Annotated in this window: 11 protein-coding genes; 3 read left to right on the top strand and 8 right to left on the bottom strand. The window is 69.4% G+C overall.

Annotated features, from left to right (window positions below; genetic code table 11):
• Nucleotide 1: 1 nt before the first annotated feature.
• Together gatC and ABD716_RS16115 are read right to left on the bottom strand one after the other, a co-directional pair.
• Nucleotides 2-301, bottom strand: coding sequence for an Asp-tRNA(Asn)/Glu-tRNA(Gln) amidotransferase subunit GatC (gene gatC / locus ABD716_RS16120; protein ID WP_344778763.1), 300 nt, complete (start codon nt 299-301; stop codon nt 2-4).
• A gap of 55 nt (nt 302-356) precedes the next feature.
• Entirely contained in the window at nt 357-503 is a 147-nt protein-coding gene (locus ABD716_RS16115) for a hypothetical protein (RefSeq protein WP_344778761.1), read from the bottom strand.
• An 11-nt stretch (nt 504-514) separates the two neighbouring features.
• On the opposite strand from ABD716_RS16115, the gene ABD716_RS16110 reads away from it, so the two are divergent.
• The gene (locus ABD716_RS16110) at nt 515-1,105 is read left to right on the top strand and encodes a TMEM175 family protein (protein ID WP_344778759.1); all 591 of its coding nucleotides are present in this window, start codon (nt 515-517) and stop codon (nt 1,103-1,105) included.
• A 13-nt stretch (nt 1,106-1,118) separates the two neighbouring features.
• Here the strand turns inward: ABD716_RS16110 and arr are convergent, their stop codons facing one another.
• From arr to mnmA, 3 genes are read right to left on the bottom strand one after another with little or no spacing between them, the layout of a single operon-like run.
• Nucleotides 1,119-1,535 (bottom strand): NAD(+)--rifampin ADP-ribosyltransferase, encoded by a 417-nt coding sequence (gene arr / locus ABD716_RS16105; RefSeq protein WP_344778757.1) that lies wholly within the window; start codon nt 1,533-1,535, stop codon nt 1,119-1,121.
• A complete protein-coding gene (ligA, locus tag ABD716_RS16100; RefSeq protein ID WP_344778755.1) occupies nt 1,525-3,882 on the bottom strand; it encodes an NAD-dependent DNA ligase LigA in 2,358 nt (785 codons plus the stop codon). Before ligA ends, arr begins: the two co-directional genes overlap by 11 nt.
• Before the next feature lie 51 nt (nt 3,883-3,933).
• Nucleotides 3,934-5,040, bottom strand: coding sequence for a tRNA 2-thiouridine(34) synthase MnmA (gene mnmA, locus ABD716_RS16095; protein ID WP_344778753.1), 1,107 nt, complete (start codon nt 5,038-5,040; stop codon nt 3,934-3,936).
• Between the two features lie 59 nt (nt 5,041-5,099).
• On the opposite strand from mnmA, the gene ABD716_RS16090 reads away from it, so the two are divergent.
• Entirely contained in the window at nt 5,100-5,639 is a 540-nt protein-coding gene (locus ABD716_RS16090; RefSeq protein ID WP_344778751.1) for an EXPERA domain-containing protein, read from the top strand.
• Between the two features lie 154 nt (nt 5,640-5,793).
• Here the strand turns inward: ABD716_RS16090 and ABD716_RS16085 are convergent, their stop codons facing one another.
• The gene (locus tag ABD716_RS16085; protein WP_344778749.1) at nt 5,794-6,957 is read right to left on the bottom strand and encodes a cysteine desulfurase family protein; all 1,164 of its coding nucleotides are present in this window, start codon (nt 6,955-6,957) and stop codon (nt 5,794-5,796) included.
• A gap of 19 nt (nt 6,958-6,976) precedes the next feature.
• Here ABD716_RS16085 and glgX point away from each other — a divergent pair, with 19 nt between their 5' ends.
• Nucleotides 6,977-9,034, top strand: a complete 2,058-nt coding sequence (gene glgX / locus ABD716_RS16080) for a glycogen debranching protein GlgX (protein ID WP_344778747.1) — start codon at nt 6,977-6,979, stop codon at nt 9,032-9,034.
• A 7-nt stretch (nt 9,035-9,041) separates the two neighbouring features.
• Here the strand turns inward: glgX and glgP are convergent, their stop codons facing one another.
• Both glgP and ABD716_RS16070 read right to left on the bottom strand, forming a co-directional pair.
• Nucleotides 9,042-11,609 (bottom strand): alpha-glucan family phosphorylase, encoded by a 2,568-nt coding sequence (glgP, locus tag ABD716_RS16075; protein ID WP_344778745.1) that lies wholly within the window; start codon nt 11,607-11,609, stop codon nt 9,042-9,044.
• A 14-nt stretch (nt 11,610-11,623) separates the two neighbouring features.
• Nucleotides 11,624-14,149 (bottom strand): glycogen/starch/alpha-glucan phosphorylase, encoded by a 2,526-nt coding sequence (locus ABD716_RS16070; RefSeq protein WP_344778843.1) that lies wholly within the window; start codon nt 14,147-14,149, stop codon nt 11,624-11,626.
• Nucleotides 14,150-14,184 lie beyond the last annotated feature (35 nt).

Genomic DNA, 14,184 nt, shown 5'->3' with positions numbered 1-14,184 from the left:
TCTACTGCTCCTCATCCAGGATCGACGCGACCTTGAAGCGGTCGCCTTCGCGCTCGGGTGCGCCGCGCAGCGCGTCCTCGACGCTGAGCGACGGGCGCACCTCGTCTTCCCGGAAGACGTTCGACAGCGCGATCGGGTGGCTCGTCGCGACGACATCGGGGGTCGCGACCTCACTCACCTTCGCGATGCTGTCGACGATCTGCGCCAGCTCGCCCGTGAGGCTCTCGAGCTCGGAATCGGAGAGGTCGATGCGGGCGAGACCCGCGAGATGGCGCACCAGGTCGGTGCTGATTTCAGACATGCGGCTCCGTCGAATGTGCGTAGCGGGATTACCTGACCATCCTAGTTTGGCCGCCTCAGGCGATCAGACGGATGTCGAGGCCGGAGATGCCGGCCCGCGCCAGCTTCCCGTGCATCAGCGCGACAACGTCGATCGGCCGGATGTCGTCGGGGGCATAGAGCTTGCCGGCTCGCTCGACCGACTCCTGTCGCGACGCCTGCAATGATCGGGGGCATGCAGAGCAATCGACTGGAGGCGTTCAGCGATGGCGTGCTGGCCATCATCATCACGATCATGGTGCTGGAGCTGAAGCTGCCCGAGCACGGCGACACGATTCGCCAGTTCTGGGAGAGCGCGGGCGTCGGCCTGCTCACCTACTTGATGAGCTTCGTGTACGTCGGCATCTACTGGTCGAACCATCACCACCTGTTCCAGGTGGTCCACAACGTCAACGGGGGCGTGCTGTGGGCGAATCTGCATCTGCTGCTCTGGCTCTCGCTCGTGCCCCTGACGCAGCGCTGGCTCGACGAGTCGTCGATCGCGCGCGACCCGACCGTGGTCTACGGCGTGAATCTGCTCGGCGCCGCCGTCGCCTACTACCTGCTCCAGCGGGCGATCTTCCGCACGCCGTCAGGCGATGCGCTGCGCGAGGCGCTTGGCCGCGACCTCAAGGGAATCCTCTCGCCGATCCTCTACCTGATCGGCATCGGGCTGGCCTTCATCGCCCCGTGGCTCGGGCTCGTGCCGCCGATCGTCGTCGCGCTGATCTGGCTGGTGCCCGACCGGCGCGTGGAGCGGTATCTGCAGCGGAACGCCGACGCCTGACGCGGATGGCCCGTCAGTTGATGATCTCGGCGCGCGAGTCGCGCATCGCCGAAATGCGGTCGCGCCACTCCTGCAGCGCCTCGGGCGCGAGCCGGGTCCAGTCGCGGATTTCGCCCACGACGCGCAGCGGCTCGCTGCTGCGGTACGAGCGGGTCGGATTGCCCGGGAACTTCTTGTCGGTCACGTTCGGGTCGTTCTCGAACGGGCCGGTCGGCTCGACCAGATAGACCCGGGGCTCGCCGTCGCCTGCGGCCAGCTCGGCGGCGAGGCCCGCTCCATCGCGCAGCGCAGTGAAGTAGATGTGGTTCATCACGATCTCGGGCCGGTAGTTCGAACGGAACCCCGCCGTCAGCAGATCGCCCACCCTCAGGTCGGCCTTCGTGCCGTGGTAGAACGGCCCGTCGTCGAGCGCTTCGTTCTCAGAGCCCAAGTCCTGCTGGCCCTTCCGTCACGAGGATCGCGAACTGTGCGGCATCCAGAATCGGGATGCCGAGTTCCTCGGCCTTCGCGAGCTTCGAGCCGGCGCCCGGCCCCGCGGCCACATAGTCGGTCTTCTTCGAGACGCTCGAGGCCGCCTTGCCGCCCGCGGCGTTGATCGCCTCGTTCGCGCCTTCGCGCGAGAAGCCCTCGAGCGACCCGGTCGCGACGACGGTCAGGCCTGAGAGCACTCCCCCGGTCTCCTGCGCGGCGCCCGGGCCCGGGTGGCCCGGGATCTCAAACCGCACCCCCGCAGCGGCCCAGCGCTCGACGATCTCGCGATGCCAGTCGACCGCGAACCAGTCGGTGAGCGAGCCTGCGATGATCGGGCCGACGCCCTCGACCTCGGCGAGCTGCTCGAGGGATGCCGCACGGATCGCGTCGAGCGAGCCGAAGTACCCCGCGAGAGCCCGCGCCGCCACCGGGCCGACGTTGCGGATGTTCAGCGCGACCAGCATGCGCCAGAGATCCTTCGTCTTCGCCTTCTCGAGCTCGGCGATCAGCTCTTCGGCTGCCTTGGACGGCACGGCGAGCTCGTCGCCCGAGAACTCCTCTGCGTCGGGGTCGTACGGCGCGTCCGCGCCACGGCCGGTGAGTCTGCGCCGCCGCTGGAACGGCGTGCGGTAGTCGTAGCTGCCGTCGTCGCGCACACGCGGCTCGCCGGTCTCGACATCGCGCACCAGCACGCGGATCGGGAACAGGTCCTCGATGGTCACGTCGAAGAGGCCCGCCTCGGTCGCGAGCAGCGCCGGGCGCTCGGCCGTGCCTTCCGTGAGCGCCGCGGCGCCCACCTCGCCGAGCCCCTCGATGTCGAGCGCACCGCGCGAGCCGATGTGCTCGACGCGGCCGCGCACCTGCGCAGGGCACGAGCGCGCGTTCGGGCAGCGCAGGTCGATGTCGCCCTCGCGAGCGGGCGCCAAGGGGGTGCCGCACTCGGGGCAGCGCTCGGGCATGACGAACTCGCGCTCGGAGCCGTCGCGCTTCTCGACCACCGGCCCGAGCACCTCGGGGATCACGTCGCCCGCTTTCCGCAGCACGACCGTGTCGCCGATCAGCACGCCCTTCGCCTTCACGACGTCTTGGTTGTGCAGCGTCGCCTGCCGCACGACCGAGCCCGCCACATGGGCCGGCTCCATCACGGCGAACGGCGTCGCGCGCCCCGTGCGCCCGACGGAGACGACGATGTCGAGCAGCTTCGTCTGCACCTCCTCCGGCGGGTATTTGAACGCGATCGCCCAGCGCGGCGCGCGGCTGGTCGCGCCCATCTCGTCGTGCAGGGCGAGCTCGTCGACCTTCACCACGATGCCGTCGAGCTCGTGCAGCACGGAATGCCGCTCGGCACCGTACTTCTCGACGAAGCCGATCACCCCGTCGATGTCGGGGAACACGCTGGAGTACGGGCTGGTCGGCAGCCCCCATGAATCCAGCAACTCATAGACCTCGCTCTGCGAAGCGACGGGCGGGTTCGGCCATGCGCCGATCCCGTGCACGTACAGCCGCAGAGACGCAATGCGAGCGATGGATGCCTCGCGCTCGAGCACCGTCTTCTTCTTGTCGAGCTGCTGCCTGAGGCCTCCGCTCGCCGCGTTGCGCGGGTTGGCGAACGCCGGGAACATGCGCCCCGCGGTGCCCTTCGCCTTCTCTTCGTCGAACACCCGCTTGTCGCCCCAGCGCGCCTCGTGCTGCGCACGCTTCTCGGCGACGTAGCGCTCGCGGAACTCGCCCTGCTTCTCGTTCAGCGTCTCGAAGGCTGCGACGGGGATGAACACCTCGCCGCGCACTTCAACGAGGGGCGGATGCCCCGAGCCGCGCAGCCTCTGAGGGATGTCATCGAGCTTCAGCGCGTTCTCGGTGACGATCTCGCCGATGCGCCCGTCGCCGCGAGTCGCGGCCGATGTCAGCACGCCGTTCTCGTAGCGCAGGTTGATCGCGAGGCCGTCGATCTTGAGCTCGGTCAGCCAGTCGACCCGGCGCCCCGCGGTCTCTTGCGCCTTGGCGCACCACTCGCGCAGCTCGTCGGTCGAGAAGACGTTGTCGAGGCTGAGCATGCGCTCGGCATGCTCGATCGTGTCGAGGCCGGTCTCATCGGCAGCGCCGACCGTCTGCGTCGGCGAGTCCTGCTTGGCGAGCTCGGGGAAGAGCCGCTCGAGCTCTTCCAGCCGGTGCATCCACGCGTCGTACGTCGCGTCGTCGACCAGCGAAGCATCGGCCCCGTAGTACGCCTCGCGCGCCCCGTTGATGCGCTCGGTCAGCTCGTCGACCTCGGCCGCGGCCTGCTGCTGCTGCGTCAGTTCTGCCACTGCTCCAGACTAGGAGGAACCGCCGACACCGGCAGGCGCTTGACGCGCCGCTCAGACGCCCGCAGGAACCGCGCTGACCGTGCGGTCGATCGTCGTCTGACCGAGCACGCGCGTGCCGACGTACACGACGGCGGTCTGCCCGGGCGCGACCCCGTTGATGGGCGCGTGCGGCGTGATCACCAGCTCGCCGTCGCGAACGACAGCCGTCGCCGGCACCGCGTCGGCGTGGGCCCGGATCTGCACCTCGCACTCGAACGGGGTCTCGGGATGCTGCGGCGGCAGCCCGGCCCAGGTGAAGCGCGACCCCGCGAGCTCGGCGATGTCGAGCGCCTCCTTCGGCCCGACGACCACCTCGTTCGTGGCCGGCTTCACCTCGAGCACGAAGCGCGGCCGCCCGTCGGGCGCGGGCACGGTCAGGTTGAGCCCGCGGCGCTGGCCCACCGTGTACCCCTGGGCACCCGCATGGGTGCCGACGACCTCGCCCGAGCGGTCGACGATGGCCCCGTTCGAGATGCCAACGTGCTCGGCGAGCCACCCGCGGGTGTCGCCGTCGGGGATGAAACAGATGTCGTAGGAGTCGGGCTTCTTCGCCGTCACGAATCCGCGCGCCTCGGCCTCGGCCCGCACCTCGGCCTTCGACGGCGTCGCACCGAGGGGGAACATGGCGTGCGCCAGCTGCTCGGCGGTCAGCACACCCAGCACATAGGACTGGTCCTTCGCCCACGCCGCCGCCCGGTGCAGCTCGCGGTTGCCCTCGCCATCGGTGAGCACCGTCGCGTAGTGCCCCGTCACGACGGCGTCGAAACCGAGCGCGAGCGCCTTCTCGAGAAGAGCGGCGAACTTGATGCGCTCGTTGCAGCGCATGCAGGGGTTGGGCGTCCGGCCGGCCTCGTACTCGGCGATGAAGTCGTCGACGACGTCGGCCTTGAACCGCTCCGAGAAGTCCCAGACGTAGAACGGGATGCCAATGAGGTCGGCCACGCGGCGGGCATCCATCGCGTCTTCGATCGTGCAGCAGCCGCGCGAGCCCGTGCGCAGCGTGCCGGGCATGCGCGAGAGCGCGAGATGCACGCCGACGACGTCATGGCCGGCGTCTTTCGCGCGCGCCGCAGCCACCGAGGAGTCGACACCACCGCTCATCGCTGCCAGAACACGCATGGCCTCAGTCTACGTTTCGGTGCCCGCACGATGGCCCGGAGCGTATTAGCGTCACGTGAGTGACCACAGCAGTCTCAGACTCCCCCGCGACCACGGCGACCACGAATCCGAACCTTCCGCTCAGGCAGCGCCCGATGGACATCGTGTTCCTCGTCGTCTTCAGCCTCTTCATCGTCAGCTGCGTCATCAGCGACTCGGTCGAAGGCCTCGGCCTCGACCAGGTGCCGAACTCGCCGAACATCCTCGTGCGGTGGAACTACACGTACTCGTCGAATTTCGACCCGCTCTACCAGTCGCACCCCCTCTGGCTGCGCTTCATCTCGGGCACCTCGGCGTTCGGCTACATCGCCTTCTACATCGTGCTGATCATCGCGATCGTGCGCCGCTGGAACTGGATCCAGCTGCCCTCGGTGATCTACGCGACGATGATCATCTCGCTCACCGGCATCCCGATCTTCGGCGTCGAGTTCTTCGGGCCCGAGGGCCAGCGCACCCCGCACCCGCTCATCTTCCTGCTCTACAACGGCCCGTACGTGCTCTTCCCGCTGCTGCTGCTCATCCGCATGCGGAAGCCCCTGCCCTTCACCCGGAAGTGGTGACGGTTGCCGCGCCGCACCGGGCGACATTAGGTGCCTCGACGCCTTCCCGGGGCGACACTCGATGCCGTTTTCGGCGCGGATAGCGACATCGACTGTCGCCCCACGCCGACGAAACGGCATCTAGTGTCGCCGCGTGAGAGGCTCGGTGGCCGCGTCAGGCTGAGGTCGTGAAACCGGCCCGCGCCGCACGCGCGTAGGCATCGGGCAGCGCCGCGAGGAACGCATCGACGTCGGCCTGCGTCGTCGTTCTGCCGAGGGTCACGCGCAGGCACGAGGATGCCTCCTCCGCGGCGCGCCCCATGGCCAGCACCACGTGCGACGGCTCGGGGATGCCCGCCTGACACGCCGACCCCGTCGAAACCGCGACCCCGGCCGCATCGAGCAGGAAGAGCAGCGAGTCGCCCTGCGCCCCCGGGAACGTGAAGTGCGCGTTCGAGGCCACGCGAGCCGAGCCCTCAGGGCCCGAGAGCCGCGCCTCGGGCACGGCGGCCCGCACGCCGGCGATCAGCCGGTCGCGCAGCCCCGTGAGCCGCGAGCGCTCGGCGTCGAGCGAGGCCACCGCGGCCTGCGCTGCGACCGCGAACGACACCGCGGCGGCGACATCCTGCGTGCCCGACCGCACGTTGCGCTGCTGGCCGCCGCCGTGCACGATCGGCACGACACTCGCCTTCCGCGAGAGCACGAGCGCGCCGATGCCGACCGGGCCGCCCACCTTGTGCGCCGACACCGAAAGTGCGGCCACGCCCAGCTCTCGGAACGAGATCGGAACGTGTCCATAAGCCGCCACCGCGTCGAGGTGCAGGGGAACCCCAGCGGATGCCGCAGCCGCGGCGAGCGCGTCGACCGGTTCGATCGCCCCGACCTCGTTGTTCACCCACAGCGCGGAGGCCATCGCGACATCGTCGCCGTGAAGCGCTTCGGCCCAGGCATCCGTCTCGATCACGCCCTGCTCATCGAGCGCGACCCACGTGACTTGGGCGCCCTCGTGCGCCGCGAGCCACTCGACGGTGTCGATCGTCGCGTGGTGCTCCCCCTCGGGCACCACGAGCCGGCGCTTCCCGGGGGCGGCCGCCCAGAAGCCGCCCTTGAGCGCCAGGTTGATCGCCTCGGTGCCGCCGGAGGTGAAGACGACCTCGATGGGGTCGCACCCGAGTGACGCGGCAACGGCCTCGCGCGCCTCTTCGAGCAGCCGCCTAGCGTTCTGCCCGGCCGAATGGATCGACGACGGGTTCCCGACTTCGCTCATCGCCCGCGCGTACGCGTCGATGGCCTCGGGCAGCATCGGCGTCGTCGCGGCGTGGTCCAGGTAGACGCCCACGCTCACTACTGTAGACACCATGTCCGAGACGGCCCCGACCCCTCTGGGCGTGACGCTCAGCGAAGCCGGCGGAACGCTCGGCGTCTGGAGTGCGAACGCCTCCCGGGTCGAGCTGGTGATCTTCGACCGCAAGGACCCCGACTGGGTCGTCGAGACCGTCGAGCTCGCACGCGGCGCCGACGACGTCTGGTCCGGCGGCTCCTCCCGGCTCACCCCCGACACCCGCTACGCGATCCGCGTCGACGGCCCCGACGGCCCGCGCAACGCCTTCGACCCGACGCCGAACCTCATCGAGCCCTACGCCAAGGGTGTCGTGCAGCTGCGGGCCGACGAGTGGCGCGCGGTCGTCGTCGACCAGGCCTTCGATTGGGGCTCGTCGCGCAAGCCGGGGCACCCCCTCGACAAGACGGTCCTGTACGAGGCGCACCTGCGCGGCTTCTCGAAGCTGAACCCTGCCGTACCCGAGGAGCTGCGGGGCACCTATGCGGGTCTCGCCCACCCCGCGTCGATCGAGTACTTGACGAGCCTCGGCGTCACCACCGTCGAGCTGCTGCCCGTGCACTACTTCACGTCGGAGCCGCGGCTGCTGCGCCAGGGCCTGTCGAACTACTGGGGCTACAACACCGTCAACTTCTTCAGCCCGCACTCCCCCTACGCGACCAAGTCGGCCCAGAGCCTCGGGCCGAGCGCCGTGCTGCGCGAGTTCAAGGGCATGGTGAAGCTGCTGCACGAGGCCGGCCTCGAGGTCGTCCTCGACGTGGTCTACAACCACACCGCTGAGCTCGGCCTCGGCGGCCCGCGCACGAGCTTCCGCGGCATCGACAACTCCAGTTACTACCGCCAGCTTGACGACGGCACGTACTACGACGTCACGGGCTGTGGGAACACGGTCGACTTCGGCCAGGCCGCGGCGCGCGAACTCGTGCGCGACTCCATCCGCTACTGGGCGAACGAGTGCCAGGTCGACGGCTTCCGCTTCGACCTCGCCGCCACGCTCGGCCGCGACGAGACCGGCGCCTTCAATCGCGACCACGCGCTGCTCGCCGGCCTCGCCGACGACGAGCAACTGCAGGGCGTCAAGCTCATCGCCGAACCGTGGGACGTCGGGCTCGGCGGCTGGCAGACCGGCAACTTCCCCGACGGGTGGAGCGAGTGGAACGACCGCTACCGGGACCGGGTGCGCCAGTTCTGGCTGCGTGATATCGCGGATGCCCGCGACCACGGCACCGCGTCGACCGGAATCGGCGGGCTCGCCACGCGCCTCGCCGGCTCGTCGAACACCTTCAGCGCCGAGCGCGGCCCCCTGGCATCCGTCAACTTCGTCACCGCGCACGACGGCTTCACGCTCGCCGACCTCGTCTCGTACGACGTCAAGCACAACTTCGGCAACGGCGAGTTCAACCGCGACGGCTCCGACAACAACCGCTCGTTCAATCACGGCGCCGAGGGGCCGACGACGGACCCCGCGATCCTCGCGACGCGGCGCCGGGCGATGCGCAACCTGCTCGGAACGCTGCTGCTCTCGGCCGGCGTCCCCATGATCACCGCGGGCGACGAGTTCGGGCGCAGCCAGCAGGGCAACAACAACGCGTACTGCCACGACAACGAGCTCACGTGGCTGTCGTGGGAGCACGACGAGGATGCCGCGAGCCTGCGTGCCGTCACGGCGGAGCTCATCCGCCTGCGCCTCGAGAACCCCGCCGTGCGCCCCGTGCGCTACGCCAAGCTCGGCGAGCACGTGCCGCAGTCGAGCCAGATGGACTGGTACGACGCGGGCGGCAACACGATGGCGCTGGACGACTGGCAGGACCCCTCGGCCCGCACCCTGCAGTACATCGCCGCCTCGACGCCCGAGTTCGAGGAGTTCAACCGCATCCTGCTCATCGTGCACGGGCTCGAGACCGCCGTCGACGTCACGCTGCCGGCACACGAGGGCGTCGACGGCTACGAGCTCGTCTGGGACAGCGCCGACGAAGCACCGCGGTCGTCGACCGAGTGGTTCCGCCCCGGCGACGTCGTGACGCTCGACTCGGCGTCGCTGCGCCTGTTCCGCTGCAGCGGCCGCGACTTCGCCTGACGCGCCGTCAGCCCGCCACGGCCACGAGGCCGAGCTCGGCCGGCGCCGCGAGCAACTCGTTCTTGGGCAGCACGCGCACGGTGTAGCCGAAGGACCCTGCGCGGTCGAGCACGACGGTGCCCGTGAACGCGGTCGTTCCCGTGCCATCGGCCGCCGCGGCGTCGGTGTCCACGGCGAGTTCGCGCGAGCGCAGCTCCGTGAGCTCGTCCCCCGCCGCCGGCTCGCTGTGGCCGTAGACCACCTCGACCCGCACGTCGTCGGGCGTGAGCTCGCCGAGTGCGACGTGAGCGCGCACGTGCAGCGCGTCGTTGACCTGCGGCACCGCGTCGAGGCCGCCCGACTCGACGTGCGCCACGGCGACCTGGGGCCACGCCGCCACGACCTTCTTCTTCCAGGCCGAGAGCGACCGGGCCGCGGCGAACCGGTCGGCCGCAAGCGTCGTCGCGAAGTGATGCGCCGGCGTGTAGAGCTCGTCGACGTACTGCATGACCATCCGGTCGGCCGAGAGCTCGGGCGAGAGCGTCTTCAGCGCATAGCGCACGTGCGCGAGCCACTGGGCCGGCACGCCGTCGTCGTCACGGTCGTAGAACATCGGCGCGATCTGGTGCTCGATGAGGTCGTAGAGGGCGTTCGCCTCGAGCGCGTCCCGCTCGGCGGCATCCCCCGCGGAATCGGCCGACGGGATCGCCCAGCCGTTCCTGCCGTCGTAGTACTCGTCCCACCACCCGTCGAGAATCGAGAGGTTCAGCGAGCCGTTGAGCGCCGCCTTCATGCCGCTCGTGCCGCATGCCTCCATGGGCCGCAGCGGGTTGTTGAGCCAGACGTCGGTGCCGGGGTACAGCGTCTGCGCCATGGTGATGTCGTAGTTCGGCAGGAACACGATGCGGCCGCGGATGTCGGGCTGCTCGGCGAACTCGTAGAGCTCCTGGATGAGGCGCTTGCCGTCGTCGTCGGCGGGGTGCGCCTTGCCCGCCACGATGATCTGCACGGGGCGCTCGGGGTCCGTGAGGATGCCGCGCAGCCGCTCCCTGTCGTGGAGCATCAGCGTGAGGCGCTTATAGCTCGCGCCGCGCCGCGCGAAGCCGATCGTCAGGGCACCCGGGTCGAGCACCTGCTCGGTCCAGGCGGGCGCGATGCCGCCGGTGACGGTGTGCGCGGCACGAACGCGCCGACGTGCGTCGGTCACGGTCGCCGCACGCATCTCGTTGCGAGCCGCCCACAGTGCGGCATCCGCCAACTGCTCGCTCTCCCAGTCGACGCGCGTGGTGTCGCCCGTGCCGAAGTGCGCCTCGGCCAGGGCGACGAGCGTCGAGTCGACCCACGTGGGCGCGTGCACGCCGTTGGTGATCGACGAGATCGGCACCTCATCCGCGTCGAAGCCGGGCCACAGCGGCCGGAACATCGCACGTGACACACGACCGTGCAACTTCGCGACGCCATTGGCGTGCTGCCCGAGGCGCAGCCCCAGCACCGCCATGTTGAACACGCTGTCGGGGCCGCCCATCTGCGACTCGAGCGCCAGGCTCAGCACCTGGTCGAGCGTCACGCCGGGCAGCAGATCAGCGGTCGAGAAGTATCGCTCGATCAGCGGCCGCTCGAAGCGGTCGATGCCCGCCGGCACCGGCGTGTGCGTCGTGAACACCGTGCCCGCGCGCGCGACCTGAAGCGCCTCGTCGAAGCTCAGCCCGTCGCCGATGAGATTCGAGATGCGCTCGAGCCCCTGGAAGCCCGAATGGCCCTCGTTGGTGTGGAACACGGTCGGGGGCGTCAGCCCGAGCAGCTCGACCGCGAGGTCGATGGCGCGCACGCCGCCGATGCCGAGCAGCAGCTCCTGCAGCAGCCGGTGCTCTCCCCCGCCGCCGTAGAGCCGGTCGGTCACCGAGCGCAGGTCCTCGTCGTTCTCGCGGATGTTCGTGTCGAGCAGCAGGAGCTTGACGCGGCCGACCGCGGCGACCCAGACGCGCGCAGAGAGCGAGCGCCCGTCGGGCAGCGCGAGCGACACGCGCGCTGCCATGCCGTCTGGCCGGCGCAGCACCGACAGCGGCAGCCCGTCGGGGTCCAGCACGGGGTAGGACTCGTGCTGCCAGCCGTCGCCCGAGATCGACTGGCGGAAGTACCCGGAGCGGTAGAAGAGCCCGACGCCGATGAGCGGGATGCCGAGATCGGATGCCGCCTTGAGGTGGTCGCCCGCGAGGATTCCGAGACCCCCGGAGTACTGCGGCAGTGCCGCCGCCACGCCGAACTCGGCCGAGAAATACGCCACCGACGCGGGCGCGCCCTCAAGACCCTGGTACCAGCGCGGCTCGGTGATGTAGCGCCTCAGCTCGTCGCGCAGCTCATTCGCCTGCTGCACGAAGCCGGGGTCGGCGGCGAGCGCCTCGAGGCGAGCGGGCTCGACGGCGCCGAGCAGCTGGATCGGGTCGTGGCTCGCATGCCAGGCCTCGTCGGAGATGGCTCGGAACAGCCGCTGGGTCGGCCGATGCCACGACCACCGCAGGTTCAGGGCGAGCTCTTCGAGCGCGGAAAGTGGTTCGGGGATCACCGCGCGAACGGTGAATCTGCGAATGGCCTTCACGCTGCTCAGGCTATCTAGCGCAGCGGCCTGGTGTGCCAGATGCGGTCGATGTAATCGCGCATGGAGCGGTCGGACGAGAAGTAGCCGCTGCGTGCCACGTTGAGCACGGCCGAGCGCGCCCAGGCGTCCTGATCGGCGTAGTACGCGTCGACCTTCGCCTGGGTGTCGACGTACGAGCGGAAGTCGGCGAGCGCCATGAACCGGTCGTCGTAGAGCAGGTTCGAGACCAGCGGCTCGAACACCCCGCGGTCGCCGCCCGAGAAGTGCCCTGAGGCGATCAGGTCGAGCGCCGCCTTCAGCTGGGGGTCGCTCTCGTAGAACTCGTGCGAGCGATAGCCCGCCGTCTGAAGGTCGGTCACCTCGGGCTCGCTCAGCCCGAACAGGAAGAAGTGGTCGTCGCCGACCAGCTTGCGGATCTCGACGTTGGCGCCGTCGTCGGTCCCGATCGTCAGCGCGCCGTTCAGGGCGAACTTCATGTTGCCGGTGCCCGACGCCTCCTTCCCCGCGAGCGAGATCTGCTCGGAGAGGTCGGCCGCGGGAATCAGCGTCTCGGCGAGGGTGACGTTGTAGTTGGAGGGGAAGACGACCTTGAGCACATCCTTCACCAGCGGGTCGCGGTTCACCACGGCGGCGACCGAGTTGATCAGGTGGATGGTCTCCTTCGCGATCCGATAGCCGGGCGCCGCCTTCGCCCCGAAGACGAAGGTTCGCGGCGTGACCTCGTCCGCCGAGAGCTTCCCGGTGACGATCTGCTCGTAGAGGCTCACGATGTGCAGCAGCTTGAGGCTCTGTCGCTTGTACTCGTGCAGCCGCTTGACCATCACGTCGAGCAGGTGCCCATCGGGCACAGCGACCTCGTCGCGCGCCTCGAGCAGCCGGCGGAGCCGGGTCTTGTTCGCGGCCTTGATCCTGACGAAGGCCGCGCGGAACTCGGCATCCTCTGCATACGGCTCGAGCTCGGCCAGCCGCTCGAGATCCGTGAGCCAGCCGGTGCCGAGGGTCTCGGTGATCAGCTCGGACAGCCCGGGATTCGCAAGCCGCAGGAAGCGGCGCGGGGTCACCCCGTTCGTCACGTTCGTGAACTTCTCGGGCCAGTACTCCGAGAAGTCGTGCAGCACCTTGTCGCGCAGAAGCTGCGAGTGCAGCTCGGCGACGCCGTTCACCTTCGAGCCGGCGACGGTCGCGAGGTACGCCATGCGCACCGCCCGCTCGGGGTACTCGGCGATGATCGACATCTGCCGCGCGCGCATCTCGTCGTTCGGGAACGCCGCCCTCACCTCGGCGAGGAACTCGTCGTTGATGCGGTAGATGATCTCGAGGTGCCGTGGCAGCAGCCGGCCGAGCAGCTCGGTCGACCACACCTCGAGCGCCTCGGGAAGCAGGGTGTGGCAGGTGTACGCGAAGCACTTCTTGGTGATCTCCCACGCCTCCTCCCACTCCAGCTTCTCGATGTCAACGAGCACGCGCATGAGCTCGGGCACCGCGATCACCGGGTGGGTGTCGTTCAGCTGGAAGATCACCCGGTCGGGCAGCGACCTGACGTCGCCGTCGAGGATGAACCGGTCGAGGAAGTCGCGGATCGAGCAGGCGACGAAGAAGTACTGCTGCTGCAGCCGCAGCTCCTTGCCCTGCGGGGTCGAGTCCTCGGGGTAGAGCACCTTGGTGATGTTCTCGGCGAAGGTCTGGGCTCGCACGGCCTCGGCGTAATCGCCGCTGTTGAAGATCGACAGGTCGAACGCCTTCGTCGCCTGCGCGCTCCACAAGCGCAGCGTGTTCACCTGGCCGTTCTGATAGCCGGGCACCATGTAGTTGAAGGGCATGCCGAGCACGTTCCATGCCGGAACCCAGCGGCTGCGCTCGACACCGTCGGTGTCGGTGTACTTCTCCGTGTGGCCGCCGAAGTCGACCTGCACCGCGTGCTCGGGGTGCGGGAACTCCCAGGGGCTGCCGAGCGTCAGCCAGGTGTCTGGCTGCTCGACCTGCTGCCCATCGACGAAGGTCTGCCGGAAGATGCCGTATTCGTAGCGGATGCCGTAGCCGATGCACGGCACTCCCATCGTCGCGAGCGAGTCGATGAAGCAGGCGGCGAGGCGACCGAGGCCGCCGTTGCCGAGGCCCGGCTCCACCTCCTGGGCGCGGAGCGTCGCGATGTCGATCCCGCAGGAGGCCAGCGCCTTGTCGGCGATCTCCTCGAGGTCGGTGGCGAGCAGCGCGTTGCCGAGCTGCCGCCCCAGCAGGAACTCGGCCGACAGATAGCCGACCATCTTCGCCTTGGTGTCGCGGATCTTGCGCGTGTTCTCGAGCCAGCGCGCCGACAGGTAGTGGCGCACCGTGCGAGCGAGCGACAGGTACTGGTCGTTGACGGTCGAGCGCGACAGCGTGACGCCCGCGCTCGTGTTCAACTCGCGCAGGAACTCGCGCACGAAGCCGTCGACCGAGTGCGGCGGCGCGGTCACGGGCGCGAGGGCGAGCGGATGCGTCGGCTGGAAGCTCGGGCCGACGTGTCGCGACTCGCTCGTCTGGGCCTCGTCTGCGGTCATCGGGGTGTTCGGCCTTACGGCCTCCAGCATGTCGA

The sequence above is a fragment of the Gryllotalpicola kribbensis genome, from assembly GCF_039538245.1.
Taxonomy (GTDB): Bacteria; Actinomycetota; Actinomycetes; order Actinomycetales; family Microbacteriaceae; genus Gryllotalpicola; species Gryllotalpicola kribbensis.
The sequence above is the reverse complement of the archived record's forward strand: the minus strand, read 5'-3'. Positions and strand labels throughout refer to the sequence as shown.